General features: G+C 72.0%; 26 protein-coding genes. 13 read left to right on the top strand and 13 right to left on the bottom strand.

Annotation, left to right across the window (positions count from 1 at the left end; all coding sequences use genetic code 11):
- Window positions 1–35 precede the first annotated feature (35 nt).
- The 4 genes from AB0O82_RS04920 (at window position 36) to AB0O82_RS04905 (ending at window position 3,365) form a co-directional block, all read left to right on the top strand.
- Window positions 36–1,580 (top strand): HAMP domain-containing sensor histidine kinase, encoded by a 1,545-nt coding sequence (locus AB0O82_RS04920; RefSeq protein WP_363580256.1) that lies wholly within the window; start codon window positions 36–38, stop codon window positions 1,578–1,580.
- Window positions 1,577–1,891: a hypothetical protein gene (locus AB0O82_RS04915; RefSeq protein ID WP_363580254.1), complete on the top strand. Its 315-nt coding sequence runs from the start codon at window positions 1,577–1,579 to the stop codon at window positions 1,889–1,891. Before AB0O82_RS04920 ends, AB0O82_RS04915 begins: the two co-directional genes overlap by 4 nt.
- 141 nt (window positions 1,892–2,032) lie before the next feature.
- Window positions 2,033–2,656 (top strand): VanZ family protein, encoded by a 624-nt coding sequence (locus AB0O82_RS04910; protein ID WP_363580252.1) that lies wholly within the window; start codon window positions 2,033–2,035, stop codon window positions 2,654–2,656.
- Window positions 2,657–2,885: 229 nt separating this feature from the next.
- Window positions 2,886–3,365, top strand: coding sequence for a hypothetical protein (locus tag AB0O82_RS04905; RefSeq protein WP_363580250.1), 480 nt, complete (start codon window positions 2,886–2,888; stop codon window positions 3,363–3,365).
- An 82-nt stretch (window positions 3,366–3,447) separates the two neighbouring features.
- Here AB0O82_RS04905 and aspS read toward each other — a convergent pair whose 3' ends face one another.
- Complete coding sequence (gene aspS, locus AB0O82_RS04900) at window positions 3,448–4,725, bottom strand: aspartate--tRNA(Asn) ligase (protein WP_363580248.1); 1,278 nt, start codon at window positions 4,723–4,725, stop codon at window positions 3,448–3,450.
- Window positions 4,726–5,229: 504 nt separating this feature from the next.
- On the opposite strand from aspS, the gene AB0O82_RS04895 reads away from it, so the two are divergent.
- The gene (locus AB0O82_RS04895; RefSeq protein WP_363580246.1) at window positions 5,230–5,415 is read left to right on the top strand and encodes a PspC domain-containing protein; all 186 of its coding nucleotides are present in this window, start codon (window positions 5,230–5,232) and stop codon (window positions 5,413–5,415) included.
- Window positions 5,416–5,524: 109 nt separating this feature from the next.
- Here the strand turns inward: AB0O82_RS04895 and AB0O82_RS04890 are convergent, their stop codons facing one another.
- From AB0O82_RS04890 to AB0O82_RS04880, 3 genes are all read right to left on the bottom strand, one after another.
- Window positions 5,525–5,881 carry an ATP-binding protein gene (locus tag AB0O82_RS04890; RefSeq protein ID WP_363580244.1) on the bottom strand — a complete coding sequence of 119 codons (357 nt, stop codon included), beginning with the start codon at window positions 5,879–5,881 and terminating at the stop codon, window positions 5,525–5,527.
- Between the two features lie 213 nt (window positions 5,882–6,094).
- Window positions 6,095–7,252, bottom strand: a complete 1,158-nt coding sequence (locus tag AB0O82_RS04885; RefSeq protein WP_063349058.1) for an adenosine deaminase — start codon at window positions 7,250–7,252, stop codon at window positions 6,095–6,097.
- 152 nt (window positions 7,253–7,404) lie between these two features.
- Entirely contained in the window at window positions 7,405–8,382 is a 978-nt protein-coding gene (locus AB0O82_RS04880) for a LysR family transcriptional regulator (RefSeq protein WP_363580242.1), read from the bottom strand.
- A gap of 92 nt (window positions 8,383–8,474) precedes the next feature.
- On the opposite strand from AB0O82_RS04880, the gene AB0O82_RS04875 reads away from it, so the two are divergent.
- From AB0O82_RS04875 to AB0O82_RS04860, 4 genes are read left to right on the top strand one after another with little or no spacing between them, the layout of a single operon-like run.
- On the top strand, window positions 8,475–9,764 hold the full coding sequence (locus tag AB0O82_RS04875) for an MFS transporter (protein WP_363580240.1): 1,290 nt from the start codon (window positions 8,475–8,477) through the stop codon (window positions 9,762–9,764).
- Between the two features lie 29 nt (window positions 9,765–9,793).
- Window positions 9,794–10,105, top strand: a complete 312-nt coding sequence (locus AB0O82_RS04870; protein ID WP_363580238.1) for an AbrB/MazE/SpoVT family DNA-binding domain-containing protein — start codon at window positions 9,794–9,796, stop codon at window positions 10,103–10,105.
- Window positions 10,092–10,385 (top strand): hypothetical protein, encoded by a 294-nt coding sequence (locus AB0O82_RS04865; RefSeq protein WP_363580236.1) that lies wholly within the window; start codon window positions 10,092–10,094, stop codon window positions 10,383–10,385. The genes AB0O82_RS04870 and AB0O82_RS04865 overlap by 14 nt, the downstream gene beginning before the upstream one ends.
- A gap of 26 nt (window positions 10,386–10,411) precedes the next feature.
- Window positions 10,412–10,966 (top strand): Uma2 family endonuclease, encoded by a 555-nt coding sequence (locus tag AB0O82_RS04860; protein WP_363580234.1) that lies wholly within the window; start codon window positions 10,412–10,414, stop codon window positions 10,964–10,966.
- Window positions 10,967–11,098: 132 nt separating this feature from the next.
- Here AB0O82_RS04860 and AB0O82_RS04855 read toward each other — a convergent pair whose 3' ends face one another.
- The 8 genes from AB0O82_RS04855 to AB0O82_RS04820 form a co-directional block, all read right to left on the bottom strand.
- A complete protein-coding gene (locus AB0O82_RS04855) occupies window positions 11,099–12,376 on the bottom strand; it encodes a thymidine phosphorylase (RefSeq protein ID WP_363580233.1) in 1,278 nt (425 codons plus the stop codon).
- Between the two features lie 96 nt (window positions 12,377–12,472).
- Window positions 12,473–12,877 (bottom strand): cytidine deaminase, encoded by a 405-nt coding sequence (locus AB0O82_RS04850; RefSeq protein WP_363580231.1) that lies wholly within the window; start codon window positions 12,875–12,877, stop codon window positions 12,473–12,475.
- Complete coding sequence (locus AB0O82_RS04845; protein ID WP_350877261.1) at window positions 12,874–14,139, bottom strand: ABC transporter permease; 1,266 nt, start codon at window positions 14,137–14,139, stop codon at window positions 12,874–12,876. Before AB0O82_RS04845 ends, AB0O82_RS04850 begins: the two co-directional genes overlap by 4 nt.
- Window positions 14,136–15,302 (bottom strand): ABC transporter permease, encoded by a 1,167-nt coding sequence (locus tag AB0O82_RS04840; RefSeq protein WP_363580228.1) that lies wholly within the window; start codon window positions 15,300–15,302, stop codon window positions 14,136–14,138. The genes AB0O82_RS04845 and AB0O82_RS04840 overlap by 4 nt, the downstream gene beginning before the upstream one ends.
- Before the next feature lie 5 nt (window positions 15,303–15,307).
- Window positions 15,308–16,921: an ABC transporter ATP-binding protein gene (locus AB0O82_RS04835; protein ID WP_363580303.1), complete on the bottom strand. Its 1,614-nt coding sequence runs from the start codon at window positions 16,919–16,921 to the stop codon at window positions 15,308–15,310.
- A gap of 260 nt (window positions 16,922–17,181) precedes the next feature.
- Window positions 17,182–18,243: a BMP family ABC transporter substrate-binding protein gene (locus tag AB0O82_RS04830; RefSeq protein ID WP_363580226.1), complete on the bottom strand. Its 1,062-nt coding sequence runs from the start codon at window positions 18,241–18,243 to the stop codon at window positions 17,182–17,184.
- Window positions 18,244–18,660: 417 nt separating this feature from the next.
- On the bottom strand, window positions 18,661–19,914 hold the full coding sequence (locus AB0O82_RS04825; protein WP_363580224.1) for an amidohydrolase: 1,254 nt from the start codon (window positions 19,912–19,914) through the stop codon (window positions 18,661–18,663).
- A 183-nt stretch (window positions 19,915–20,097) separates the two neighbouring features.
- A complete protein-coding gene (locus AB0O82_RS04820; protein ID WP_363580222.1) occupies window positions 20,098–21,687 on the bottom strand; it encodes a methylmalonyl-CoA mutase family protein in 1,590 nt (529 codons plus the stop codon).
- 140 nt (window positions 21,688–21,827) lie between these two features.
- On the opposite strand from AB0O82_RS04820, the gene AB0O82_RS04815 reads away from it, so the two are divergent.
- On the top strand, window positions 21,828–22,583 hold the full coding sequence (locus tag AB0O82_RS04815) for an SDR family oxidoreductase (protein ID WP_363580220.1): 756 nt from the start codon (window positions 21,828–21,830) through the stop codon (window positions 22,581–22,583).
- 388 nt (window positions 22,584–22,971) lie between these two features.
- On the top strand, window positions 22,972–23,457 hold the full coding sequence (locus AB0O82_RS04810; protein ID WP_363580301.1) for a 2-oxo-4-hydroxy-4-carboxy-5-ureidoimidazoline decarboxylase: 486 nt from the start codon (window positions 22,972–22,974) through the stop codon (window positions 23,455–23,457).
- Window positions 23,458–23,500: 43 nt separating this feature from the next.
- Here the strand turns inward: AB0O82_RS04810 and AB0O82_RS04805 are convergent, their stop codons facing one another.
- A complete protein-coding gene (locus AB0O82_RS04805) occupies window positions 23,501–24,280 on the bottom strand; it encodes a hypothetical protein (protein WP_363580218.1) in 780 nt (259 codons plus the stop codon).
- A gap of 254 nt (window positions 24,281–24,534) precedes the next feature.
- Here AB0O82_RS04805 and sdhC point away from each other — a divergent pair, with 254 nt between their 5' ends.
- Both sdhC and AB0O82_RS04795 read left to right on the top strand, forming a co-directional pair.
- A complete protein-coding gene (sdhC, locus tag AB0O82_RS04800; protein ID WP_063349043.1) occupies window positions 24,535–24,915 on the top strand; it encodes a succinate dehydrogenase, cytochrome b556 subunit in 381 nt (126 codons plus the stop codon).
- A gap of 8 nt (window positions 24,916–24,923) precedes the next feature.
- Window positions 24,924–25,415, top strand: a complete 492-nt coding sequence (locus AB0O82_RS04795; RefSeq protein ID WP_350877244.1) for a succinate dehydrogenase hydrophobic membrane anchor subunit — start codon at window positions 24,924–24,926, stop codon at window positions 25,413–25,415.
- Window positions 25,416–25,449 lie beyond the last annotated feature (34 nt).

Raw genomic sequence — 25,449 nt, 5'->3', positions numbered from 1 at the left:
GAACTCCCTGAACTTCCGTACGACGACAGGCTCTTGTGACTGATCATCAGGCGACGGCCCGCCGCTTCACCGCGGGCCCGTGGCGCAGGCTGCGTTCCCTGCGCGTACGGCTGATCGCGGTGTTCGCGGCGGTCGCGCTGCTCGCCGCCGTCTCGGCCTCCGGCATCGCCTACTGGCTCAACCGCGACGCGGTGCTCAAGCGCGCCCAGGACACCGCCCTCAACGACTTCCGGGTCTCGCTCAGCCGCAACGTCTCCGAGCTGCCGCTGAACGCGAGCTGCCCGGACCTGACCACGCTCGCGTCCACCGTCGCCAGCTCCGGACTGAGTTACGACGTGGTGGTGGCCGACCCGGCGCACCCGGAGTGCACGGCCTCCTCCGACCCGGGGCAGTTCACGCTGGCCGACGTCCCGGCGGCGCTGCAGTCCACCGTCGCCAGACAGCGCGAGGTCACCGAGAGCAACCCGTACCCGTACCACCTGTACTGGCAGCGGCAGAACCTGGCGGGCCAGCCGTTCCTGATCGGCGGCACCAAGGTGGTGCCGACCGGCCCGACGGCGTACATGTTCAAGTCGCTGGAGAACGAACGCAAAGACCTCAACACGCTGGGCTGGTCGCTGGCCATCGCCACGCTGCTCGCGCTGATCGGCTCGGCGCTGCTCGCCCAGGCGGCCTCGTCGACCGTGCTGCGGCCGGTCAAGCGGCTCGGCGACGCCGCCCGACGGCTCGGCGAGGGACACCTGGACACCCGGCTGGAGGTCGAGGGCGGGGACGAACTCGCGGACCTGGCGAGGACGTTCAACCGGGCCGCGGAGTCGCTGCACGAGCAGGTCGAGGAGTTGAGCGCGCGCGAGGCGCAGAGCCGGCGGTTCGTCGCCGACATGTCGCACGAGCTGCGCACACCGCTGACCGCGATGACCGCCGTCACCGACATCCTGGAGGACGAGGCCGAGTCGCTGGACCCGATGATCGCGCCGGCCGTACGGCTCGTCGTCAGCGAGACGCGGCGGCTGTCCGACCTGGTGGAGAACCTGATGGAGGTGACCCGCTTCGACGCCGGCACCGCCAAGCTGGTCGCCGACGAGGTGGACATGGCCGACCTGATCATGTCCTGCATCGACGGCCGGGCCTGGTACGACGCCGTCGAACTGGACGCCCCGCGCGGCATCCTGGCCGTGGTCGACCCGCGCCGGCTCGACGTGGTCTTCGCCAACCTGATCGGCAACGCGCTCAAGCACGGCGGCTCCCCGGTGCGGGTCAAGGTCCGGCAGACCGCGGGCTCGGTCGTCATCGAGGTCTCCGACAGCGGCCCGGGCATCCCCGAGGACGTGCTGCCGCACGTCTTCGACCGGTTCTACAAGGCGGACCGGGGGCGGGCCCGCTCGGAGGGCAGCGGCCTGGGGCTGTCGATCGCGATGGCCAACGCACAGATCCACGGGGGCACGATCACGGCAGCGAACGGGGAGGTCGGGGCGGTGTTCACGCTGACGCTGCCGCTGGCCCCGACGCCTCCGCCGAACGAGGGCGAGACCGGTGACGGCCCCCTCGGCGACGCCGCCCAGGACAAGGACGCCACGTGACCGCCCCCACCCGCACCGCCCTGCGCCGCACCGCCGGCGCCCTGCTGCTGCTCGCGCTCGCCTCCGGCTGCGGCATCCGGCCGACCGCCGTCCCGGTGGACGCGGGCGCCCCGGCCAGCCGGACGGCCTGCCCGACCGCCCCGCACATACCGACCGCCCTGGCCACACCGCCGGCGCCCACGCCGACCCCGCCGGCCCGCGGCGCCGCCAAGGCCGGTGTGAGCCCGAGCCCGTCGCCCACGGTGGTGCCCGCCACCCCGCCGGCCGACAACGTGTTCGGCGCGGTGCCGACCGCGGCGCCCTGCCGGTAGTCCCGCCTGCCCCTCGTCCGCCGCCCCGCCGCCCCGCCGTTCCACCGCTCGGCCCCGGGGCGGCGGGAGGCCGGGGGCGCGCCCCGGAATGTTCACGCCCGGGGTGGAACCACCGCGCCACCGGCCCACGTCCTTCCCCCCGTGCAGCGAGATGGCACCAGGACACGCGACGAGCGTTCCGGCGCACGGACCAGGAACCGGCCGGCGACGGCCGTCCACCGTCCCCTTCGAACAGCCGGACTGGCGGGCCTGACCTGTCACCTGGCCCTCGTCCTCTGGCTGGTGGTGCTGAGGCCGCTGCCGGTTCCCTGGGTGTACGACACCAACCTGACGCCGCTGGCCTCCCTCCGCTCCTCCACCGGCTGGCAGGTGGTCGGCGAGTTCCTCCTGCTGGCCCCGCTCGGCGTGCTGCTCCCGCTGTCCGGCGGCCGGCTGCGGGCCCCCTGGCTGCCGTCCTTCCTGCGCACCACCGGCGCCTCCGCCCTGCTGGCGACCGGCCTGGAGTTCCTCTCCTCCTGGACGCCCGGGCACGTCCTCAACGTCGACCACATACTGCTCGCCGTGATCGGCGTGGCCATCACCCACCTGGCCCTCGTCCCCGGCCTGCGGCGGCTGCTGCGCGACCGGCGGCCGCGGGTCCGGGTGCCGGTGCCCGCGCCCGGGGCCGCGCCTGCGCCCGCGCCTGCGCCGAAGGTGACCGCCCTGGTCGGCCCGCCGGTCGCGCGCGCCCGCGCCTACGCCGAGCCCACGCCCCCCGCTCGCTGAGGCCCGTCCTCCCGCACCACGGCGAGTGCGTTCCCGCACTCGCCGTCGAGGCCGCAAAAGACCCGCGGCACCTCATAGTCAGTCATTTCCCACCTCGTCCATTGCCGTTCCGTCGGGGTGCGACGACTCCGTGATGAAAAGGCGACGCCGAATGTCGGCCGCCTCCGGTAATCTGCGCTGTCGCCCCAAAGGCCTCACCGCCTTATCCCCCGTCCCACAGGAATCCCCCTTGAACAATCTCGATTTCAGCGCCGAGCCGCTTTTCTCCTGGTACGTCGTCGCGCTGGCGATCAGCGGTGCCGCCATGCTGGTCCTCGGAGCGGTCAATCCCGGTAGCGGCCTGAAGGTCGGCTGGCGAATCATCAACGTCCTCGCCGGCCTCGGATTCCTGGGGTACGCCTACTACCTCGCGTTCGTCTTCGAAGGCGGCCGGTACGAGATCTTCTTCAAGGCGTTCATCCTGCCGATCGCGCTGATCGCCAACTCCGTGAAGGCGATCGTCGAACGCGGCAACGCCAAGAACCAGCAGTCGGCCCCGCAGGCGGCGCCGTACGACCCCAACGCCCCGCAGGCGCCGTACGGCCAGCCCGTCCCGCCGCAGGGCGCCGCGCCGCAAGCCGCGCCGTACGCTCCGCCGGCGCAGCCCGTGCCGAACAACCCGTACGCGCAGCCGGTGCCGCCGGCCGGGCAGTCCGGGCAGGCGCAGTAACCGCCTGTTGATCCGCCGCCGACGGGCGGGGGGCTCCGGTCCGTCCGGTGTCCCCCGCCCGTCGGTGTCAGGGCGTCAGGGGTCAGGGCGTCAGGCGGTGCAGGTCGCGCGGGAAGAGCGTGGTCCGGCGGACGTTGTCGGTGCCGGTGAGCCGCGCCGTCCAGCGCTCCAGCCCCAGCGCGAACCCGCCGTGCGGCGGCATCCCGTGCGCGAAGGAGCGCAGGTAGCCCTCGTACGGCTGGACCGGCTCGCCCCGGGCCGCCAGCGCGGCCAGGTAGTCCTCGTACCGGTGCAGCCGCTGGCCTCCGGTGACCAGTTCGAGCCCGCGGAAGAGCAGGTCGAAGCTGTTGGAGTACTCCGGGCGGCCCGGTTCCGGGTGGGTGTAGAAGGGCCGCTTGCGCATCGGGTAGCCGACCACGAACAGGAACTCGCTGCCGTGCTCGCGCAGCGCCCACTCGCCGAGCCACCGCTCGTGCGCCGGGGCGAGGTCCGGCTCGTCGACGCCCAACAGCCGCATCGCCTCGGCGAAGTGGAGTTGCGGGATCTCCGCCGGGACCTCGGGCGGCTTCACCTCCAGCAGGTCGACGGCGGCGCCGGCCCGCTCGGCCACCGAGGCGACCATCCCGGCGACCACCTCGCGCAGCACGGCCATCACCTCGCGGTGGTCGGTGATGAAGCCGAGCTCCGCGTCGAGGCTGGTGTACTGCGCCAAGTGCCGCGCGGTGTCGTGCGGTTCGGCCCGGAACACCGGCCCGGTCTCGTAGACCCGCTCGAACACCCCGACCATCGCCTGCTTGAAGAACTGCGGCGACTGCGCGAGGTAGGCGGGGCGGCCGAACCAGTCCAGCGCGAAGACGTCCGCCCCGGACTCGGTGGCCGAGGAGACCACCTTCGGGGTCTGGATCTCGGTGAAGCCCAGGCCGTCGAGGGTGGCCCGGAACCCGCCCACCGAGGCCGCCGCGATCCGGTGCAGGGCGGACAGGCGCGGGTGGCGGAGGGTGACGGGAGCGCCGTCGAGGATCACCGGGAGGGCGGCCTCGACGGTCGGCCGGAACAGGCTGAACGGGGGCGCCTCGGCGAGGCTGGACAGGACCTCGACGGTGGGCGAGGTCAGCTCGACGCCGGCCGGCGCCTGCGGGTTGGCGGTGACGGTGCCACGGATCCGCAGGACGGTCTCCTCCGGCAGGTCGGGACCGGCGCCGGGGGCGACCACCTGGGCCGGTCCGGAGCGGTCCCGGATCACCAGGAAGGTGACGGACTTGAGTGCGCGGCGGCGGTGCAGCCAGCCGCTGATCTCTACGGATTCGCCGACGTGGCCGGGTAGTTCGGCGGCCAGGACACGGGTCGTCGGGTGGATCATCGCGGCCCTCCAGGGGCGTCGTGGTGATCCCTTCGGAATGCGGGCGAGAAGGGCAACTCGCGGTGCCACCGCACTTTCGCCGCCGCCCGCGCGGGCGGCGGCCTCATTGCGGCCCGTTGACGGGGGCCGGCCGGCGGGGCATTTCCTCCCCGCACTCGGGAGTGTCTTCGCTCCGGGGCGCGGGGCCGCCTTCACAGCTGCCGGCGGCTCTCTCGGCCCACGGGGCCCGGAGGTACTCGTCTCCCTCGACGTGTTGCCGGAGAGGCTAGACCGGCCCGCCACCGGCCCGCAACGGGCTTTCCCGCCGCCGGGCGGGCGCCACCTGGGGCATCCGCACTCCGGGCGACCCTGAGACGGACCCCGACACCCGGCTACGCCTCACCGGCGAGTCGGCGGGGTGGCGAATCGACTGCCAGGTGGACGTTTCCGGGAGCGCGGTGGCGGAGAGTGGAAATTAAGCCCGCCGGATCGGCCGGATCGGGTGCCACGACACGGAGTTGACCCATGAGCGCCCGTCTCGCCCGTCCCCGTCACAACCGCGTCATCGCCGGCGTCTGCGCCGGGCTTGCCGAGCGCTACGGCGTGACGCCGTGGACCGTGCGACTGATCTTCCTGATCTCGATCATCCTGCCCGGGCTCCAGTGCCTGGTCTACCTGGTCCTCTGGGTGCTGCTCCCCCAGGAGCCGTAAGCCCGGGAGCCGTACGCCCGGCGCCGTCGCGCCGGGCCCGGTACGACGGCGGGCCGCCCGCTCCCGGGATCACCGGGGCGGACGGCCCGTCGCCGTGCCGGCGGCCAGGTCAGCCGGCCAGGCCCGGCAGCGGCAGGGTGTGGGTCAGCCCGCCGATGGGGGTCTTGTCGATGCCGGGGATGGTCGGGATGGCGCCACGCGTGGTGGCACCGGCCTCGGCGGCCGGGGCGGGCGCCGCCTGGCCGGCGGCCGGGGTGAGGGTGCCGAGCGTGCCGGTGACCTTGTCGCCGCCGGGCAGCTTGGCGGCGGTGTCGGTGACCGCACCGGTCACCGCGGGGTTCGTGACCGCGCCGGTGGGCAGCCCGAGGCCGCCGGGCGCGGGGGCGGCGGCGGCGGTACCGGCGCCCACCGCCGCGATGGCGATGCCGAGCGCCGCGGTGCCGGCGGCCTTGAGAGCCTGCTTCATGGTTCGTCCCTTGGGTCGTCGTCGGTGGCCGACATCGGGACGGGGCGGACGGGCTACCGCCGCCACGGCCTGTCAGCATGGACGGGCACACCGTAGTGAGTGGGCCGCGCGAGGACCAAAGGGCGTTCACTCACCCGAGTGAGTAGTCGGATGAACGCCAACTCCCTTTCGGGACATGGGCGTTCACCCGACCATTCGAACGGGCCGGGCCGCTCAGCTGTCGCCGGTGCCCGAGCTGAACAGCCACTCCGCCTTCAGTTCGGCGTACCCCGGCTTGATCACGTCGTTGATCATCGCCAGCCGCTCGTCGAACGGCAGGAACGCGGACTTCATCGCGTTCACCGTGAACCACTCCATGTCCCCCAGCGTGTAGCCGAAGGCCTCCACCAGGTGCCCGAACTCGCGGCTCATGCTGGTGCCGCTCATCAGCCGGTTGTCGGTGTTCACGGTGACCCGGAACTTCAGCCGGCTGAGCAGCCCGATCGGGTGCTCGGCGTACGAAGTGGCCGCCGCGGTCTGGAGGTTGGAGGTCGGGCACATCTCCAGCGGGATGCGCTTGTCGCGCACGTACGCGGCCAGCCGGCCGAGCTCGACGCTGCCGTCCTCGGCCACCGTGATGTCGTCGACGATCCGCACGCCGTGGCCGAGCCGGTCGGCGCCGCAGCACTGCAGGGCCTCCCAGATCGACGGCAGGCCGAAGGCCTCGCCCGCGTGGATGGTGAAGTGGTTGTTCTCGCCCTTGAGGTAGTCGAAGGCGGCCTGGTGGCGGGTGGGCGGGTGACCCGCTTCGGCACCGGCGATGTCGAAGCCGACGACGCCCTGGTCCCGGTGGCGGTTGGCCAGTTCGGCGATCTCGGTGGAGCGGGCGGCGTGCCGCATCGCGGTCAGCAGGGTGCCGACCCGGATCCGGTGGCCGGCCGCGCGGGCGTTGGCCTCGCCGAGGCGGAAGCCCTCGTTCACGGCCTGGACGACCTCGTCCAGGGACAGGCCGGCCTCCAGGTGCTGCTCGGGGGCGTAGCGGACCTCGGCGTACACGACGCCGTCGGCGGCCAGGTCCTCGGCGCAGTCGGCGGCGACCTTGATCAGGGCCTCGCGGGTCTGCATCACGGCGCAGGTGTGCGCGAAGGTCTCCAGGTAGCGGACCAGCGAGCCGGAGTCGGCGGCCTCGCGGAACCACTCGCCGAGCTCCTTGGCGTCGGTGGTCGGAAGGCCCTCGTAGCCGACCGCGGCGGCCAGCTCGACGACCGTCTCCGGGCGCAGCCCGCCGTCGAGGTGGTCGTGCAGCAGCACCTTCGGCGCGCGGCGGATCTGGTCGGGGGTGGGGATGCGCGGGCCGGCGCCCGCGGCGGTGACAGGGATCTGCTTCTCCATTGCGGAAATATAGCCCCTACGCGCGTAGACCCACCACTGTTGACACGGCCGGTTCGGCGAAAGTCCACCGGGAATTCCACCGCCCGGGCCATCCGCGACACATTCGGCCCGGTTGCGGCCCGGTTACGGCCCAGTCGCGGCTCAGTCGCGGCTCAGTCGTGCTGCAGCAACCGGCCCCGCCGGGACAGCACGAAGTCCCGGAACGCCGCCACCGGCGGGGTCAGCGGCCGCCCCGCCGCCCAGGCCAGCCCGATCGCCCGCCGGGTGCGCGGCGCCGTCACCTCCAGCTCCACCACCCCCGGCCGCGGCACCAGCGCCGGCGGCAGCAGCGCCACCCCCAGCCCGGCCGCGACCAGCCCGCGCAGCGTCTCCGCCTCCTCCCCCTCGAAGGCCAGCCGCGGCACGAACCCGGCCTGCGCGCAGAAGCCGTCCGTGATCGCGCGCAGCCCGTACCCCTGCTCCAGCCCGACGAACGGCTCCTCGGCCACCTCCGCCAGTCGGATCCGCCGCCGGCCCGCCAGCCGGTGGTCCGCCGGGACGACCAGGTGCAGCCGCTGCTCGTCCAGCGGGCGGGCCGTGAAGGCCGGATCGTCCGGCAGCGGCGCGACCAGGCAGAGGTCCAACTCCCCCGCCCGCAACCGCTCCAGCATCGCCCCGACGTAGTCCTGCACCAGCTGGAACCGGACCTGCGGATGCCCCGCCCGGAACCCGCGCAGCAGCGCCGGCACTGCGTCCGTCCCCATCGTGTGCAGGAAGCCGAACGCCACCCGCCCGGCCGCCGGATCGGCCTCCGCCCGGGCCGCCTCCGCCCCCCGCTCGACCTCCGCCAGCGCCCGCTCCACCGAGGCCAACAGCAGCCGGCCGGCCCTGGTCAGCCGGACCGTCCGGCCCTGACGGGCCAGCAGGTCCACGCCCAGCTCCTCCTCCAGCCGGGCCACCGCCCGCGACAGCGTCGGCTGCGGCACCCCGAGCAGCGCGGCCGCCCGCGTCACGTGCTCCAGCCGGGCCACCGCCGCGAACTGGGCCAGCCGGGGCGCCAGCAGCACCGCCGGCTCGTCCGGCCCCAACTCCGCCACCCGGTACCGCGGCTCCGTGCCGTCCGTCACGTCCGCCCGGTCCACCCCGGCCATCCCGCCACCACCTCGACTCATACGACAACGCATCGATCATCCACCGTTCATGCATTGGACGCATCAACCGCGGCGCGCCTACCGTCGACGACATGCAGCCCGCCGATACCAGGGCATCCGTGACCACCCCGGATGCCCCCGCCCCCGCCCCCTCGCACGACGACCGCCACCGCCCCGGCCAGCGCGCCTTCCGCCGCGCCAACCTCGCCCTGTTCGCCGCCGGAGTCGCGACCTTCGTCCTGCTCTACTCCACCCAGGGCCTGCTGCCGATCCTCTCGGCCGACCTCGACCTCACCCCCGGCCAGGCCAGCTGGACGGCCTCCGCCGCCACCCTCGGACTCGCGCTCGCCCTGCTCCCCGCCAGCGCCCTGTCCGACCGGTACGGCCGCACCGCCGTGATGACGGCCTCCACCCTCGCCGCCGCCACCCTCGCCCTCGCCCTGCCGTTCGCGCCCGACCTCACCACCCTCGTCGTACTGCGCGTCCTCCAGGGCGCCGCGCTGGCCGGGCTGCCCGCCACCGCCATGGCCTACCTTGCCGAGGAGGTCCACCCCAGCGCCCTGGCCTCCGCGATGGGCCTGTACGTGGCCGGCAGCAGCATCGGCGGCATGGGCGGCCGACTGCTCTCCGGCTGGACCGCCGCGGCCTTCGGCTGGCGCTGGGGCCTCGCCGCCTCCGCCGCCCTCGCCCTGCTCGCCGCGCTCGCCTTCCGGCTGCTGATCCCCGCCGCCCGGCACTTCACCCCGGCCCCGGTGGACGCCCGCGCCCTGGCCCGCACCGTCGGCCGGCACCTGCGCAACCCGCTGCTGGTGCGGCTGTACGCGCTCGGACTGCTGTTCATGGCCGTGTTCGGCGCGGTCTACAACACCGTCGGCTACCGGCTGATCTCGGCGCCGTTCCACCTGCCCGAGTCCGTCGCCGCCTCGATCTTCGTCGTCTACCTGGTCGGCACCGGCACCTCCGCCGCCGCCGGCCGCCTCGCCGCCCGGCTCGGCCGCCGCGGCGCGCTCTACGTCTCCATCGGCGTGACCGCCGCCGGGCTGCTGCTCTCCCTCACCGAGTCCCTGGTCTGCGCCCTGCTCGGCCTGGTCCTGATCACCGCCGGTTTCTTCGCCGGCCACGCCACCGCCTCCTCCGCGGTCGGCCGCACCGCCACCGAGGGCCGCGCCCAGGCCTCCGCCCTCTACCTGATCGCCTACTACCTCGGCAACAGCCTCGGCGGCACCCTGGGCGCCGACGCCTACCACGCCACCGGCTGGCCGGGCGCCGCCACCGTCGGCCTCACCGCCATGACCCTCGCCGCCGCCGTCACCCTCTACGCCACCCGCCGGGCCCACGCGGCCCGGCGAGAGGACCGACTGGGCAGACTTTCCGCCAGGTAGACCTCAAGCGCCGCCGCCGCCCCCACCTGGTGTCCACGCCCGTGCGGAAGAAGGGCGTGGTCACCATCCCGCAGGAGATAAGGGAGCAACTGGACCTCCAGGAGGGCGACCAACTGGTGGTCGCCGTCGAGGACGGCCGCATCGTGCTGACCCCCGCCTCCGTGATCCCCGACGACCAGGCGTGGTTCTGGGGCGCCGCCTGGCAGGAGCAGGAGGTCGACGAGGCGATCGCCGAGGGCGACCGTGGCGAGGTCTTCCAGGACGGCGACGCCTTCCTGCAGTCCCTCGCCGACGAGGGCGGCCTGGACCTGGAGGAGATCAAGCGCCGTGCCGACGCATGAGTCGCCGGCCCACTTCCTCCGCGACTGGAAGGGCCTGACTCCCGCGCAGAAGGCCGAATTCCTCGTCGCCGTCGCCCAGTTCGTCACCGACCTGCGGGCCGGTCAGGGCTTCCGACGCGGCCTGCGCGTGAGGAAGATGCAGGGCCACCCGGACATCTGGGAGCTGACCTGGGCCCCGGACGGCCGGGCCACCTTCCACTACGGCCACCCCGTCCAGGGCGGGGAACCACGCATCGTCTGGCGCCGGATCGGCACCCACGACGCCTTCAACCGCCCCTGACAGTCACCGCGGATACACTCCGGGACATGAGCGTCGATCCGGCGGCGTACGCCCGATTGCGGAAGATCGCCGAACAGCTTCCCCGGCTGCCGGGACTGGGGAAGGTCGAGATCGCCGACGGAGCGGTCGTCCTGATGCTGTCGCCGGTCAAACGGCACGAGCTCGCGGTACTGCGGATCGCTCAACAGCTCAATGCCCAGCTACCCCAGACCCACCCCGGCTACATCGCCCACGGCGGCGCGGACCTGGAAGAAGTCGGCCTGGGCAGGCTGCGGAATCCGGATCTGATGGTGTTCGCCGAAGCGACCCTTGAGAGCGAGAGAGCAGCGTTGCTCCCCCACGAGGTGGTCCTGGTCGTGGAGGTCGTCTCCGAGTCCAACCCCGAGAACGACCACCGCGACAAGGTCCGCGACTACGCGGCGATGGGCATCCCGTTGTACCTCCTGGTCGATCCCCGCAAGGGCACCGGCATCGTGCACGACGAGCCCGGCTACACCCGCCGCAAGGACTTCGTCTTCGGCGACGAGATCACCGTCGGTCCCTGGACGCTCGACACCAGCTTCCTGCGGACTTACGCCTGAACCCGCACCCGCAGGACACCGGCCGACCGGGCCCGAGCACACGGAAGGAGCCCGCACCCGGCAACCCGGGTGCGGGCTCCTCGTCGGTCCCTCATACAGCCGGCACGCTGCCGCACAAAGGTAATCACATGACTACGCGATGCGGTCGAGGACGATCGGGTTCGGGGTGAAGGCCGTGCCGGCCGGGGAGACCGCGATGCCGCCCGCCAGCGCCTCGATGGCGTAGTCGTAGCGCTCGGGGGTGTCGGTGTGCAGGGTCAGCAGGGGCTGGCCGGCCACAACGGTGTCGCCGGGCTTGGCGTGCATCTCGACGCCGGCGCCGGCCTGGACCGGGTCCTCCTTGCGGGCGCGGCCGGCGCCGAGGCGCCAGGCGCAGACGCCGACGGCGTAGGCGTCGAGCTCGGTGAGGACGCCGGAGGCGGGCGCCGGGATGACGTGCTGCTCGCGGGCGACCGGGAGCGGGGCGTCGACGTCGCCGCCCTGGGCGGCGATCATGCGGCGCCAGTGGTCCATCGCGGAGCCGTCGCGCAGCGCGTCGGCCGGGTCCTTGCCGTGCACGCCGGCCGCGGCGAGCATCTCGCGGGCGAGGGCGAGGGTGAGCTCGACGACGTCGGCGGGGCCGCCGCCGGCCAGCACCTCGATCGACTCGCGGACCTCCAGCGCGTTGCCGGCGGTGAGGCCGAGCGGGGTGGACATGTCGGTGAGCAGGGCGACGGTGTTCACGCCGGCGCTGGTGCCCAGACCGACCATGGTGCGGGCGAGTTCGCGGGCGTCGCCGAGGTTCTTCATGAAGGCGCCGGAGCCGACCTTGACGTCCAGGACCAGGGCGCCGGTGCCTTCGGCGATCTTCTTGGACATGATCGAGGAGGCGATCAGCGGGATGGCCTCGACGGTGCCGGTGACGTCGCGCAGCGCGTAGAGCTTCTTGTCGGCGGGCGCGAGACCGTCACCGGCGGCGCAGATGACCGCGCCGGTGGAGCGCAGGACGTCGAGCATCTCCTCGTTGGAGAGCAGGGCGCGCCAGCCGGGGATGGACTCCAGCTTGTCGAGGGTGCCGCCGGTGTGGCCGAGGCCGCGGCCGGAGAGCTGCGGGACGGCGGCGCCGCAGGCGGCGACGAGCGGGGCGAGCGGGAGGGTGATCTTGTCACCGACGCCGCCGGTGGAGTGCTTGTCACTGGTGGGCAGCGGCAGCGAGGAGAAGTCCATCCGGACGCCGGAGCGGATCATGGCGTCGGTCCAGCGGCTGATCTCGTGCGGCTTCATGCCGTTCAGCAGGATCGCCATGGCCAGGGCGGACATCTGCTCGTCGGCGACCTCGCCGCGGGTGTAGGCGTCGATGACCCAGTCGATCTGAGCGTCGCTCAGCTCTCCGCTGTCGCGCTTGGTCCTGATGACGGAGATGGCGTCCATGCGTGCTCCAAGAGGGGTTTCAAAAGCGAAGAGTGTCGCGAGATGACCGGGTTCCGGCCCACTCGCGACACTCTACGCGCGTAACAATTGTCGAAGCTAGAGCCGCTCCGGCCCGAACGCGTCGGGCAGGACCTCACTCATCGGGCAGATCCCCGAGGGCAGCTCGATCAGCAGTTCCGGCCCGCCGTGCTCGTAGAGCAGCTGGCGGCAGCGCCCGCACGGCATCAGCAGTTCGCCCGCGCCGTCGACGCAGGTGAAGGCCGTCAGCCGGCCGCCGCCGGTGGCGTGCAGCGCGGACACCAGCCCGCACTCGGCGCACAGCCCGAGCCCGTACGAGGCGTTCTCGACGTTGCAGCCGGTGACCAGCCGCCCGTCGTCCACCAGCGCGGCCGCGCCGACCGGGAACTTGCTGTACGGGGCGTACGCGTGGGTCATCGCCTCGCGCGCGGCGGCGCGCAGCCGCTCCCAGTCGATCGCGGCCGACGCCGCAGGCGCCGTCACTTGCCCTGGCCCTTGCGGTAGATCTGGCCGTCGGCCTTCGGCATCCGCAGCCGCTGGGAGGCCAGCGAGAGCACCACCAGGGTGATCACGTACGGCGTGGCGACGATCAGCGGGCGCTGCACCTCGTCGGTGAGCGCGTACCAGGCGCCGAGACCGCCGGCGACCACGAAGGAGATCGCCGCACCGGTGAACTTGCGCCGGTACAGCTGCCAGAGCGCGAGCAGCGCCATCGCGATGGCGACGGTCAGGATCAGCACGTGCACCGACTCCGGGTCGCGCAGCTGGAGGCTGTCGGTGAAGCCGAACAGGCCGGCGCCCATGGCGAGGCCGCCCGGCATCCAGTTGCCGAAGATCATCGCGGCGAGGCCGATGAAGCCGCGGCCGAGGGTCTGCCCGTCCTTGTAGAAGTGCGCCGCGACCAGCGAGAGGTACGCACCGCCGAGACCGGCGAAGGCGCCGGAGGCGATGACCGCGAGGTACTTGTACTTGTAGACGTTGACGCCCAGCGACTCGGCGGCGGTCGGGTTCTCACCGCAGGAGCGCAGCCGCAGGCCGAACACCGTGCGCCAGAGCACGAAGTAGCTGACCACGATCATCGCGCCGGCCACCAGCACGACCACCGAGATGTTGGTGACCAGGCCGCCGACCACGCCGGCCACGTCCGAGACCAGGAACCAGTGGTGCTTCTCGATGTCGGACAGCCACGAGGACAGCCCGGGGACGGTGATGTACGGCAGCGGATCCGCCGGCGGCGACTGGTTCGCACCCGCGCCGACCGCGATGTAGTCCTTGTAGTAGATCCGGTTGACGTACGCGCAGATGCCGGGGATCAGCAGGTTGATGCCGACGCCGGAGACGATGTGGTCGACGCCGAAGGTGACGGTCACGAGCGCGTGCAGCAGACCGCCGAGCGCGCCGCCGAGCATGCCGGCCAGCAGGCCGACCCACGGGTTGACCAGGTAGCCGGCCCAGGCACCGCAGAAGGTGCCGGCGACCATCATGCCTTCGAGGCCGATGTTGACCACGCCGGCCCGCTCGGACCACAGACCACCCAGACCGGCCATGCCGATCGGCACGGCGGCGCTGAGCGCGGCGGTGATCTGACCGGAGGAGGTCAGCGCGTGGTTGCCGGTGGCCATGCCCACGGCGGAGAACAGGACCAGGGCGCCCGCGATCAGCAGCAGCACCACCGGCCAGGACATCTTGCGCTTCTTGGTGGGCGCGCCCGGCGCCTTCGGACGCGCGGCGGTAGCCGTGCTCATGCGGACACCTCCTTCTTCTCAGTGGCCGCGAGCTGAGCCGCGAGCTGGGCGGCGAGCTGGGCGCCGACCTTCTGCTGCTGGCGCTTCAGGCCGTAGCGGCGCACCAGCTCGTAGGCGACGACGACGCAGATGACGATGGTGCCCTTCATGACGTCGACGATCTCGAAGGGGAAGCCGCCCTGGAGCGGCAGCTGGGAGCCGGTGGTGTCCAGGAACGCGAACAGCAGGGCCGCGAAGGCCATGCCGATCGGGCTGTTGCGGCCCAGCAGGGCGATCGAGATGCCGAGGAAGCCCAGACCGGGCTGGAAGCTCTGGCCGTAGTAGAACGAGTTCTGCACCAGCTCGGGCATGCCGATCAGACCGGCGATCGCGCCGGAGACCGCCATCGAGATGATCACCATGCGCTTGACGTTCACGCCGGACGCGGTCGCGGCCGACTCTGAGCGGCCGGTGGCGCGCAGGTCGAAGCCGAAGCGGGTGCGGGTCAGCGCGAACTGGAACACCACGCCGACCAGGGCGGCGATGAAGATGAAGCCCCAGAGCGGGCCACCCGCCGTCTCCATCGTGAAGAAGTGGCTGGACTGCGAGATCGGGTCGGTCTGGATCGAGTTGCTGGTGGCGCTCGTCTTCGGCGCGAAGATGCCGGGGACGAGCAGCAGGCCGACGACCGCGATCGAGATCGAGTTCAGCATGATGGTCGAGATGACCTCGCTGACCCCGCGGTAGACCTTCAGCAGACCGGCGATGCTCGCGTACAGGCCGCCGACCAGCATGGCGGTGACCAGCAGCAGCGGGATCTGGATGATCGCCGGCAGGTCGACCTTGGCACCGACGAAGGCCGCGAACAGCGCCGCGACCTTGTACTGGCCCTCGACGCCGATGTTGAACAGGTTCATCCGGAACCCGAAGGCGGCGGCAGCGGCGGCCAGGTAGTACGTGGTGGACCGGTTGAGGATCCCCACTTGGCCGTCCGACTTGCCGGCGTACGTGAGCATCACGTTCCACGCGTCGAACGGGTTCTTGCCCGAAGTCGCCAGCAGGACGGAACAGATCACGATGGAGAGCACGACCGCGAGCACCGGCGCCGCCAGTGCGAGCACGATCCGCTCACCGCTGATCCGCTGCGCCAGGCTGCGCTTGGCGGCGGTGTTGGGACTGGTCATGTGGGTTACTCCCCCGCCTGCGGGTCGTCGGCGGTGTCGGTGGGGCCAGCGTCGGACTCGGCCTCGGTGCCCTCCACGAGGATCTCGTGGAACTGCTCGACGGCCTCCGCATCGGACTCGATGTGGCCGCTGGCGGCACCCGTCATGGCGGTACCGAGGTCCTCGGCGGTGACGGTGGCCGGGTCGGCGTCGGCGACCAGGCGCCCGCGGTAGATGACCCGGATGGTGTCGGACAGGCCGATCAGCTCGTCCAGGTCGGCGGAGATCAGCAGGACGGCCAGACCGGCCCGCTGGGCGACCCGGATGTGCTCCCAGATCTGCGCCTGCGCGCCGACGTCCACACCACGGGTGGGGTGCGCGGCGATCAGCAGCTTGGGCTGGTGGCTCATCTCGCGGCCGATGATCAGCTTCTGCTGGTTGCCGCCGGAGAGGGAGGCCGCGGTGACCTCGATGCCCGGGGTGCGGACGTCGTAGTCCTCGACGATCCGCCAGGTGTCCTTGCGGGCGGCGCCCGGGTCGAGCAGGACGCCCTTGGAGTTGGGCGCCTCGGTGACGTGACCGAGGATCCGGTTCTCCCAGAGCGGGGCCTCCAGCAGCAGGCCGTGCTTGTGGCGGTCCTCGGGGATGTAGCCGATGCCGGCCTCGCGGCGGGCCCGGGTGAGCGAGCCGGAGAGGTCCTTGCCGTCCAGGGTGACGGTGCCGCCGTCCAGCGGCAGCATGCCCATGATGGCCTCGACCAGTTCGGCCTGGCCGTTGCCCTCGACGCCGGCGATGCCGAGGATCTCGCCCTTGTGGATGCGCAACGAGATGTCGTCGAGGACGACGCGCTCGATGCCCTCGGCGTCGGTCTTGGCGATCCGCAGGTCCTTGACGTCGAGCATCTCGGTCGTGGTGACGGTCGACTCGCGGCTCTCCGGGGAGGGCAGCTCGGCGCCGACCATCATCTCGGCCAGCTGACGGGCGGTGACGGCCTTCGGGTCGGCGTCGCCGACCGTGGTACCGCGCCGGATCACGCTGATCGCGTCGGCCACCGCCAGCACCTCGTGCAGCTTGTGCGAGATGAAGATGACGGTGACGCCCTCGGACTTGAGCTCGCGCAGGTTGTCGAACAGCGCGTCGACCTCCTGCGGGACGAGCACGGCCGTCGGCTCGTCGAGGATCAGGATCTTGGCGCCGCGGTAGAGCACCTTGAGGATCTCGACGCGCTGGCGGTCGGCGACGCCGAGGTCCTCGACCAGGGCGTCCGGGCGCACGCCCAGGCCGTACTGGTCGGAGATCTCCTTGATCTTCGCCTTCGCCTTGGCGCCGATGCCGTGGAGCTTCTCGCCGCCGAGGACGACGTTCTCCCACACGGTGAGGTTGTCGGCCAGCATGAAGTGCTGGTGGACCATGCCGATGCCGCGGGAGATGGCGTCGCCCGGGGTGTTGAACTCGCACGGCTCGCCGTTGATCGCGATGGTGCCCTCGTCCGGCTTCTGCATGCCGTAGAGGATCTTCATCAGCGTCGACTTGCCGGCGCCGTTCTCACCCATCAGGGCGTGCACGGTACCGCTGCGGACGGTGAGGTTGATGTCGTGGTTGGCCACGACACCGGGGAAGCGCTTGGTGATGCCGCGCAGTTCGACGGCCGATGTCGCCGTCCCCGCGCTGGGGGTACCGTCCTCGCGCGGGGGGACGGGGTCGGATGCGGTGATGGCGATCTCCTGGTGGTCTGGAGGCGCGTCGTTGCGCTGGGAGGGCCAAGGGGAAGACGGGGGGACGGGACGGGGCCCGGGGGTACGCGTTGAGCGCACCCTGCCGGGCCCCTCCCGTGATGCTTTGCCGTTCATCGCGCTGCCGGGCAGGCGGCAGTCGCTGGTGCGTCCGGGACGCGCGGGCCTTACTGGGCCGGCGCGGTCGGGACGGTGGTGGCGCCGGAGGTGATCGCCGTGGCGGCGGCCTTCAGCTTGTCCTGGATGTCGTCGAGCTTGCCGCCGGTGGTGGCGAGCGAGACGCCCTCGGCCTTCAGGTCGAAGAGCTTGATGCCGGTGAACGGCTGGCCCTTCTTGATCGACTCGATGTAGGAGAAGACGGCGTTGTCGACGTTCTTCACCATCGAGGTGAGGATGCTGTTCTTGTACTTCGCCAGGGCCGGCTGGGCGGCCTGGTCGGAGTCGACGCCGATGGCGTAGGCGCCCGGCTTGTTGGCGACGGCCTCGATGGCGCCGTTGCCGGAGGAGCCGGCGGCGGCGTAGATGACGTCCGCGCCCTTGTCGAGCTGGCCCTGCGCGGCCTCCTTGCCCTTGTCGGGCGAGTTGAAGCCGGTGAAGTCCGGAGGCGTGGTCAGGTAGGTGGTCTCGACCTGGATGTTCGCGTCGACGGACTTCACACCCGCCTTGTAACCGGCCTCGAACTTCTTGATCAGCTCGGTCTGCACACCGCCGATGAAGCCGACGTGCTTGGACTTCGACTTGTTCGCGGCGGCGACGCCGGCGAGGTACGAACCCTCCTGCTCGGCGAAGACCAGCGAAGTGACGTTGGACGGCTGGTCCTTGTCGTTCGAGTCGATGATCGCGAACTTGACGTTCGGGTTGTCCTTGGCGACCTTGTCGACCGCCTGCTGGTAGACGAAGCCGACCGCGATGATCGTCTTGTAACCACCGTCGATCAGGTTCTTGAGGCGGGTCTCCTTGTCAGCCTCGGCCTCACCGGTCTTGGCGTCGGCCTCGGTGACCGCGACGCCGAGCTCGGCCTTGGCCTTGTCGAGACCGCGAGCGGCGGAGTCGTTGAACGACTGGTCGCCACGGCCGCCGATGTCGTAGGCCATACCGACCTTGATCGAGCCGTCGCCCGAACCGGAGGAGGTGTTGCTGTCAGTGCTCTTTGCGCCGCAAGCGGCGAGCGAGGCCATGCCCAGGGAACCCGAGAGCACAACCGCAGCGAGCTTCATTGAACGGCGCAAGGGAGTATCTCCTTCTCACACGCACCTGATTAGCGTGGTCGGACGCCACCGTAACGCGCGTAGAACACGGTTGGGTTACGGGGTGCCGGAGCATTCGGGTTGTTATCAAACCGTGGTCTCACGGTCTTCCCGAGGCCCTATTTCCCGTGCGCGACGGTGATCCAAAGCTGGTTTTGCGGCTCAGTCTACGGAACCGTTCGATTAGCTCGGATGGCGGTAAACCGGCCGGTCACCCCGATGGGGTGCCGACCGGTCGTCCGGGGGGTCGCCCGAGGGGGCGTTCACACGGTGCCCGAGGAGATGTCCGGGGACGGCGTGCGCCGCTCAATCCCGCGGCCCAGTCCTGCTGTTCGGTTTCCGCGGCTCGGTCCTGCGGCTGGGTCCTGCCGTTCGGTTTCCGCAGCTCAGTCCCGCAGCTCAGTCCCGCGGCTCGTCCAGGGCGAGCGCCGCGAACAGCTCCACGCCGATCCCGATCGCGCGCTCGTCGGCGTCGAAGCGGCCCTGGTGCAGGTCGCGGACGGTGGTGTCACCGGGGGCGCGGACGCCGAGCCGGGCCAGCGCGCCCGGGGCGTGCTCCAGGTACCAGGAGAAGTCCTCGCCGCCCAGGCTCTGCTCGGTGCTCTCCACCACCCGCGCGCCCTCCCGGCCGAACCGGTCGGTCATCGCCGCGTCCAGCAGGGCGACCGAGACCGCCTCGTTGACCACCGGCGGCACCCCCCGGTGGTAGTCCAGCGTCCACTTCGCCCGGTAGGTCTCGGCCAGCTTGGCGATCAGCTCGTGCAGCAGGTCGGGCGCCTCGCGCCAGCCGTCCAGCTCCAGGCAGCGGACGGTGCCCTCCAGTTCGGCGTGCTGCGGGATGACGTTGGACGCGGAGCCGGAGGCGATCCGGCCCCAGACCAGGCTCACGCCCCAGCGCGGGTCCATCCGACGGGCCAGCGCGCCCGGCAGGTCGGCGGCCATCCGGGCGACCGCGGTCACCAGATCGGTGGTCAGGTGCGGGCGGGCGGTGTGCCCGCCGGGGCCGTCCAGGTGCAGCACCAGGCGGTCGCAGGCCGAGGTGATCGCCCCGGTGCGCAGGGCGATCCGGCCCACCTCCACCTTGGGGTCGCAGTGCACCGCGAAGATCCGGCCGACGCCGTCCATCCCCCCGGCCTTGATCACGTCCAGCGCACCGCCCGGCAAGACCTCCTCGGCCGGCTGGAACACCAGCCGGACGGGGCGGCGCAGTTCGCCGGTGCGGACGGCCTCGGCCAGCACCAGGGCGGTGCCGAGCACCACCGCGGTGTGCACGTCGTGGCCGCAGGCGTGGGCCCGGCCGGGGACGGTCGAGCGGTACGGCACGTCGGTCTTGGCGTCGTCGATCGGCAGCGCGTCGATGTCGGCGCGGAAGGCCAGGAACTCGGTGCCGGGGGCGGTGCCGGCCGGGACGACGTCGACGATCAGGCCGGTGCCGCCGGGCAGCACCCGGGGGCTCAGGCCAGCCGCCACCAGCCGGTCGCGGAGCAGGCCGGTGGTGCGGAACTCCTGGCGGCCGAGCTCCGGGTGCCGGTGCAGGTCACGGCGGAAGGTGATCAGCTCGGACTCCAGCCCCCGGACCCGGGCGCGCAGTTCGGCGGCGGGGCGGGCGGTGGCCAGAGTGGCGCCCGGCTGAGCGGGCTCAGGACGGTTCATCTCAACAAGGGTAGGCCTGTTGGGGGGATTTGGCCCGACTTCTGGAAAACTAGTCCCCGGATGGGCGCATACCGGCCGAACAGGTGGGTATGACATCTCGTTTCAGCCGCCTTCCCCGGTTGCTTGCCCTGTGCAACGATCACCCGGAGCGGCGGTCACGGCCGCCCCAATCTTGACGTGACGTCAGAAGCGCTCCACCGGGGCGTACACGCCCCACACCTCCCGCAGGGCGTCGCAGACCTCGCCGACGGTGGCCCGCGCGGCCAGCGCCTCCTTCATCGGGTACAGCACGTTCCCCGCCCCCTCCGCGGTGCGGCGCAGCCCGTCCAGCGCCCGGGCGACGGCCACGCGGTCCCGCCCGGCGCGCAGCCGGGACAGCCGCTCGACCTGCTGCCGCTCGACCGCCGGATCCACCCGCAGCGGCCGGTACGGCTCCTCGGCGTCCAGCCGGAAGCGGTTGACGCCGACCACCGTCCGCTCGCCGGAGTCGGTCTCCTGCTGGAGCCGGTAGGCGGTGCGCTCGATCGCGGCCTTCTGGAAGCCCCGCTCGATCGCGGCCACCGCGCCGCCCAGCTCCTCGACCCGGGCCATCAGCGCCAGCACGGCGGCCTCCACCTCGTCGGTCAGCGACTCGACCGCGTACGAGCCGGCGAACGGGTCGGCGGTGGCGGTCACGTCGGTCTCGTGGGCGAGCACCTGCTGGGTACGCAGGGCGAGCCGGGCGGCCTTCTCGGTGGGCAGCGCGATCGCCTCGTCGAAGCCGTTGGTGTGCAGCGACTGGGTGCCGCCGAACACCGCGGCGAGCGCCTGCACCGAGACCCGGACCAGGTTCAGCTCGGGCTGCTGGGCGGTGAGCTGCACCCCGGCGGTCTGGGTGTGGAAGCGCAGCATCCACGAGCGCGGGTCCTTCGCGCCGAACTCCTCCCGCATCACCCTGGCCCAGATCCGGCGGGCGGCACGGAACTTGGCCACCTCCTCCAGCAGCGTGACCCGGGCCACGAAGAAGAACGAGAGCCGGGGGGCGAAGTCGTCCACCGCCATCCCGGCGGCGATCGCGGTACGGACGTAGGCGATGCCGTTGGCCAGCGTGAAGGCGATCTCCTGCGCCGGATCCGCCCCGGCCTCGGCCATGTGGTAGCCGGAGATGGAGATGGTGTTCCAGCGCGGGATCTCCGCCCGGCAGTACCGGAAGACGTCCGCGACCAGCCGCAGCGAGGGCTGCGGCGGGAAGATGTACGTGCCCCGGGCGATGTACTCCTTCAGCACGTCGTTCTGGACCGTGCCGGTCAGCCGGGCCGGCGCCACCCCCTGGGCCTCGCCGACCAGTTGGTAGAGCAGCAGGAGCAGGGCGGCGGGCGCGTTGATGGTCATGGAGGTGGACACCCCGCCCAGCGGGATGCCGTCGAACAGGACGGCCAGGTCCTCGACGCTGTCAACGGCCACGCCCACCTTGCCCACCTCCCCGGCGGCGAGCGGCGCGTCCGAGTCGTAGCCCATCTGGGTGGGCAGGTCGAAGGCCACCGACAGGCCGGTGCCGCCGCCCGCGATCAGCTGCCGGTAGCGGGCGTTGGACTCGGCGGCGGTGCCGAAGCCCGCGTACTGGCGCATCGTCCACGGCCGCCCGGCGTACATCGTCGGGTAGACGCCCCGGGTGTACGGGTACTCCCCCGGCCGGCCGAGTCTGCTCGCCGGATCCCAGTCGGCCAGCGCCTCCGGGCCGTACAGCGGCTCGATCGGGAAGCCTGACTCGGCGCGGCGCGGCTCGGCTGCCATGAGGTCCCTCCACGGGATCGGCGGGGGCATCGGTCGGTCCTCGCAATGTAGGACAGGACCCGGAGCGGGACCGGTCGGCGCGGGCGCGGACGCGGTTGAGATGATCGGGTGAACGACCGGATGAGCCCCAGGGAGTGGCAATGACCGAGCAGAAGGTGGCCGTGGTCACCGGTGCCAGCAGCGGAATCGGCGCGGCGACCGCCCGCCGGCTGGCGGCCGAGGGCTTCGACGTGGTGCTGACCGCCCGGCGGACCGAGCGGATCGAGGCGCTGGCCAAGGAGATCGGCGACGGGGGCGGTTCGGCCAGGGCGGTCACGCTCGACGTCACCGACCGGGCCGCCGTGGACGCCTTCGCGGCCGAGGTGGGCCGGGTCGACGTGCTGGTGAACAACGCCGGCGGGGCGATCGGCGCCGAGACGGTCGAGCACGGCGACCCGGCCGACTGGCGGGCCATGTACGAGGTGAACGTGCTCGGCGTGCTGCACGTGACGCAGGCGCTGCTGCCGGCCCTGCGGGCCACCGGCGACGGCACCGTGCTGGTGCTCTCCTCGACCGCCGCGCTGGCCGCGTACGAGGGCGGCGGCGGGTACGTCGCGGCCAAGCACGCCGCGCACACCATCGCGGCGACGCTGCGCCTGGAGCTGTGCGGGGAGCCGATCCGGGTGATCGAGATCGCCCCCGGCATGGTGAAGTCCGAGGGCTTCGCGGTCACCCGCTTCCGCGGCGACGAGGAGAAGGCCGCGGCCGTGTACGCCGGCGTGGCCGAGCCGCTGACCTCGGAGGACATCGCCGACACCGTGGCCTGGGCGGTCACCCGCCCCCCGCACGTCAACATCGACCTCCTGGTCGTCCGCCCCCGCGCCCAGGCCGCCAACCACAAGGTCCACCGCGGCTGACGGCGGTCGGATCCACCGGCGACCCGGCCACCCCGTACGCCTCTGGCGAGCCTCGCCAGAGCCACCCTCCTGAGGCGGGGGTGCCGGGTCAACAGATGCCGGATTAACGGATGAATGTGGGGAGGGCGCTGACACAAAGATGTCAACGTCACAACTTGATAGCTCGTCCGGATGAATTCCGCGCGCGCCCTCCCCAACTGATGACCGCTCAACTACCTTTGAGGAGCTGCCCGACCGGCGCCGCGACGCCGCCCGCAGCCCCCATACTTCAGCTGCTTCACCCCACCCCACTTCACCGGCACCTTCCCGCCCTCACGAGGAGGACCCGCTGGCCAGCGACGTCCCACCACAGCGGCTCGATCCAAGCTCCGAGCCGACCCTCCTCGGGCTGCACCGCTTCAACGAAGCCGATGCCGGCGCCGCCGAGGAGGCCCTCCTGGCCTGCTGCGGCAGCCACCGCTGGGCCCTGCGGCTCACCGCGCACCGGCCCTACCCCGACATAGAGTCCCTGCTGGCCGCCGCCAGCGAGGCCTCCTACGACCTCCGCCCGGCCGACCTGGCCGAGGCGCTCGCCGACGAGAGCTGGATGCCGCAACCGCTGCTCGGCATGCGGGCACCGGGCAGCCAGGCCGCGCACACCGCGCTGCGGGCCGCCCACGCCGCGTACGAGGCCAGGTTCGGCCACGTCTTCGTGGTCTGCCTGGAGGGCGTGGCCCCGGAGGAGATGCTCGACACCGTGCTCTCCTCGATCCGCACCCGGCTGGCCAACGACCCCGACGAGGAGCGGCTGATCTCGGCGGACGAGCTCCGCCGGATCTCCCTCACCCGGCTGGAGCACCTGGTCGCCACCCATTCGGAGGCCGGGGCGCGCTGAGCCGCCGACTCCTCCCCCATCCCGCTCACTCCCTCTCCGCCTGCTACTTCTTCTTCGCCTGCGCGGCCCGCAGCTTGGCCACCTGATGCCGGACGATCACCTCGTCCGGCGCGGTGGCCGGCTCGGCGGCGACCCCGAAGGTGGTGAACACCGCGAGCGCCGGCCCGATCCGGGCCAGCACCGCACGCTGCGAGAGCACCGCGCTCCCCGATTCATTCGTCAGGGTGAATCCGAGCGCGGCGTCCGCTCCCCCGGGGGTGGGCGTGTCCTCACGGTTCAGCCGGTGCCTGGTCCGGATCGGCGCCTTCTTCCCCGGCTTCTCGGCCGGCGGCGCCGGGGCCATCGAGGTGAACGCGGCACACGGGCCGAACAGCTTCTCCAGCTCCGCCTGGAGCACGGCCGCCCGCCCCGTCCGGTAGCCGAGCAGCCCGCCGTACACGCCGCCCCTGGGGTCGGCGGCCCGGGCCACGCTCAGGTCCGTCTCCGCGTACGGGTAGCCCGGGGCCTGGGCGGCCGGCGAGGCAGAGGCGGCCGGGGTGGCCGGGGTCACCGCGTCCAGCAGCGGCTGGCAGGCCGGGACGTCCGCGACCTCCCGCCCCGCGCCCGCCCCGGTGTCGCCGTGGCCGGGCGTCATCACCGTCACCGTGTAGCCCGCCCCGAGGTCGGAGTCGGCCACCGCGGCCGCCCGCAGCTCGGCCGCGGACAGCTCGCGGCCGGGCCCGGCCCGGTCCGCGGAGGAGCCGCCGACCGCGGTGCAGCCCGTGGCGAGCATCAGCAGAGCCGCGAGGGCGGCGGCGGGCGGTCGGACAGGGCGAAGCGGCACGGGGGCCTCGGCAGGGTGTCGGCGGCGGAGCGGGCCGCCACCGTAACGCAGCCGAGCAGTCACCCAGAGCGACCAAAGCGCCGCCGGTTCCCGTCCGGCTAGGCCAGTCGTGCCTGATTGATCACACCTGAGACCCCCGGAGGCGGTTCGCGACGCGGCGTCGATAGGATGCTGGCGGCCGGTGGACCGTACCTGGCCGGGCTGACCGACACCGAAGCCGGCCGAGCCCCCAATCGCTTCCGGAGGGTTTTTCCGTGCCGGCTGGAACGCTGTACCGCGGCCGGGAAGGCATGTGGAGCTGGGTGGCTCATCGAGTCACCGGCGTCCTCATCTTTTTCTTCCTGTTCGCCCATGTCCTGGACACCGCTCTGGTGCGCGTGTCGCCCGAGGCGTACGACACCGTCATTCAGACGTACAAGACTCCTCTCGTGAACCTGATGGAGTACGGCCTGGTGGCCGCCATCCTGTTCCACGCCCTCAACGGCCTGCGGGTCGTCGCCGTGGACTTCTGGTCCAAGGGCCCGAAGTACCAGAAGCAGATGCTCTGGACCGTCGTGGCGGTCTGGGTCGTGCTGATGGCCGGTTCCTTCTACGGGATCCTGCAGCACACGCTGATCTCCTGGTTCGGGAAGTGAGCTGACACATGTCCACGGAATACTCCGACGCGCTGGTCGTCCCCTCCGCGCAGGCGCACACCGGCAAGGGCCTCGGCACCGGCAACCCGGCCGACGCGTTCGTCATCGAGCCGCCGCGCAAGCGGACCCCGAAGACCCCGCGCCGCACCCGCACCAACTTCGAGATGCTGGCCTGGCTCTTCATGCGCCTGTCCGGCATCGTCCTCGTGGTCCTGATCCTCGGCCACCTGCTGATCATGCTGGTGCTCGACGGCGGCGTCTCCAAGATCGGCTTCGCCTTCGTGGCCGGCCGCTGGGCCTCGCCGTTCTGGCAGGTCTGGGACCTCACGATGCTCTGGCTCGCCATGCTCCACGGCGCCAACGGCATGCGGCAGGTCATCAACGACTACGCCGAGAAGGACTCGACCCGGCTCTGGCTGAAGGGGCTCATGGGTACCGCCACGGTCTTCACCGTGCTGCTCGGCACCCTGGTGATCTTCACCTTCGACCCCAACATCTGACGACAAAGCATCTAATCGGCAATCGGCAGAGGCC

Source organism: Kitasatospora sp. NPDC088264 (genome assembly GCF_040685715.1).
In the GTDB taxonomy this organism is placed as follows: domain Bacteria; phylum Actinomycetota; class Actinomycetes; order Streptomycetales; family Streptomycetaceae; genus Kitasatospora.
Note: the sequence above shows the minus strand (reverse complement) of the source record. Positions and strands in the feature narration are given on the sequence as shown.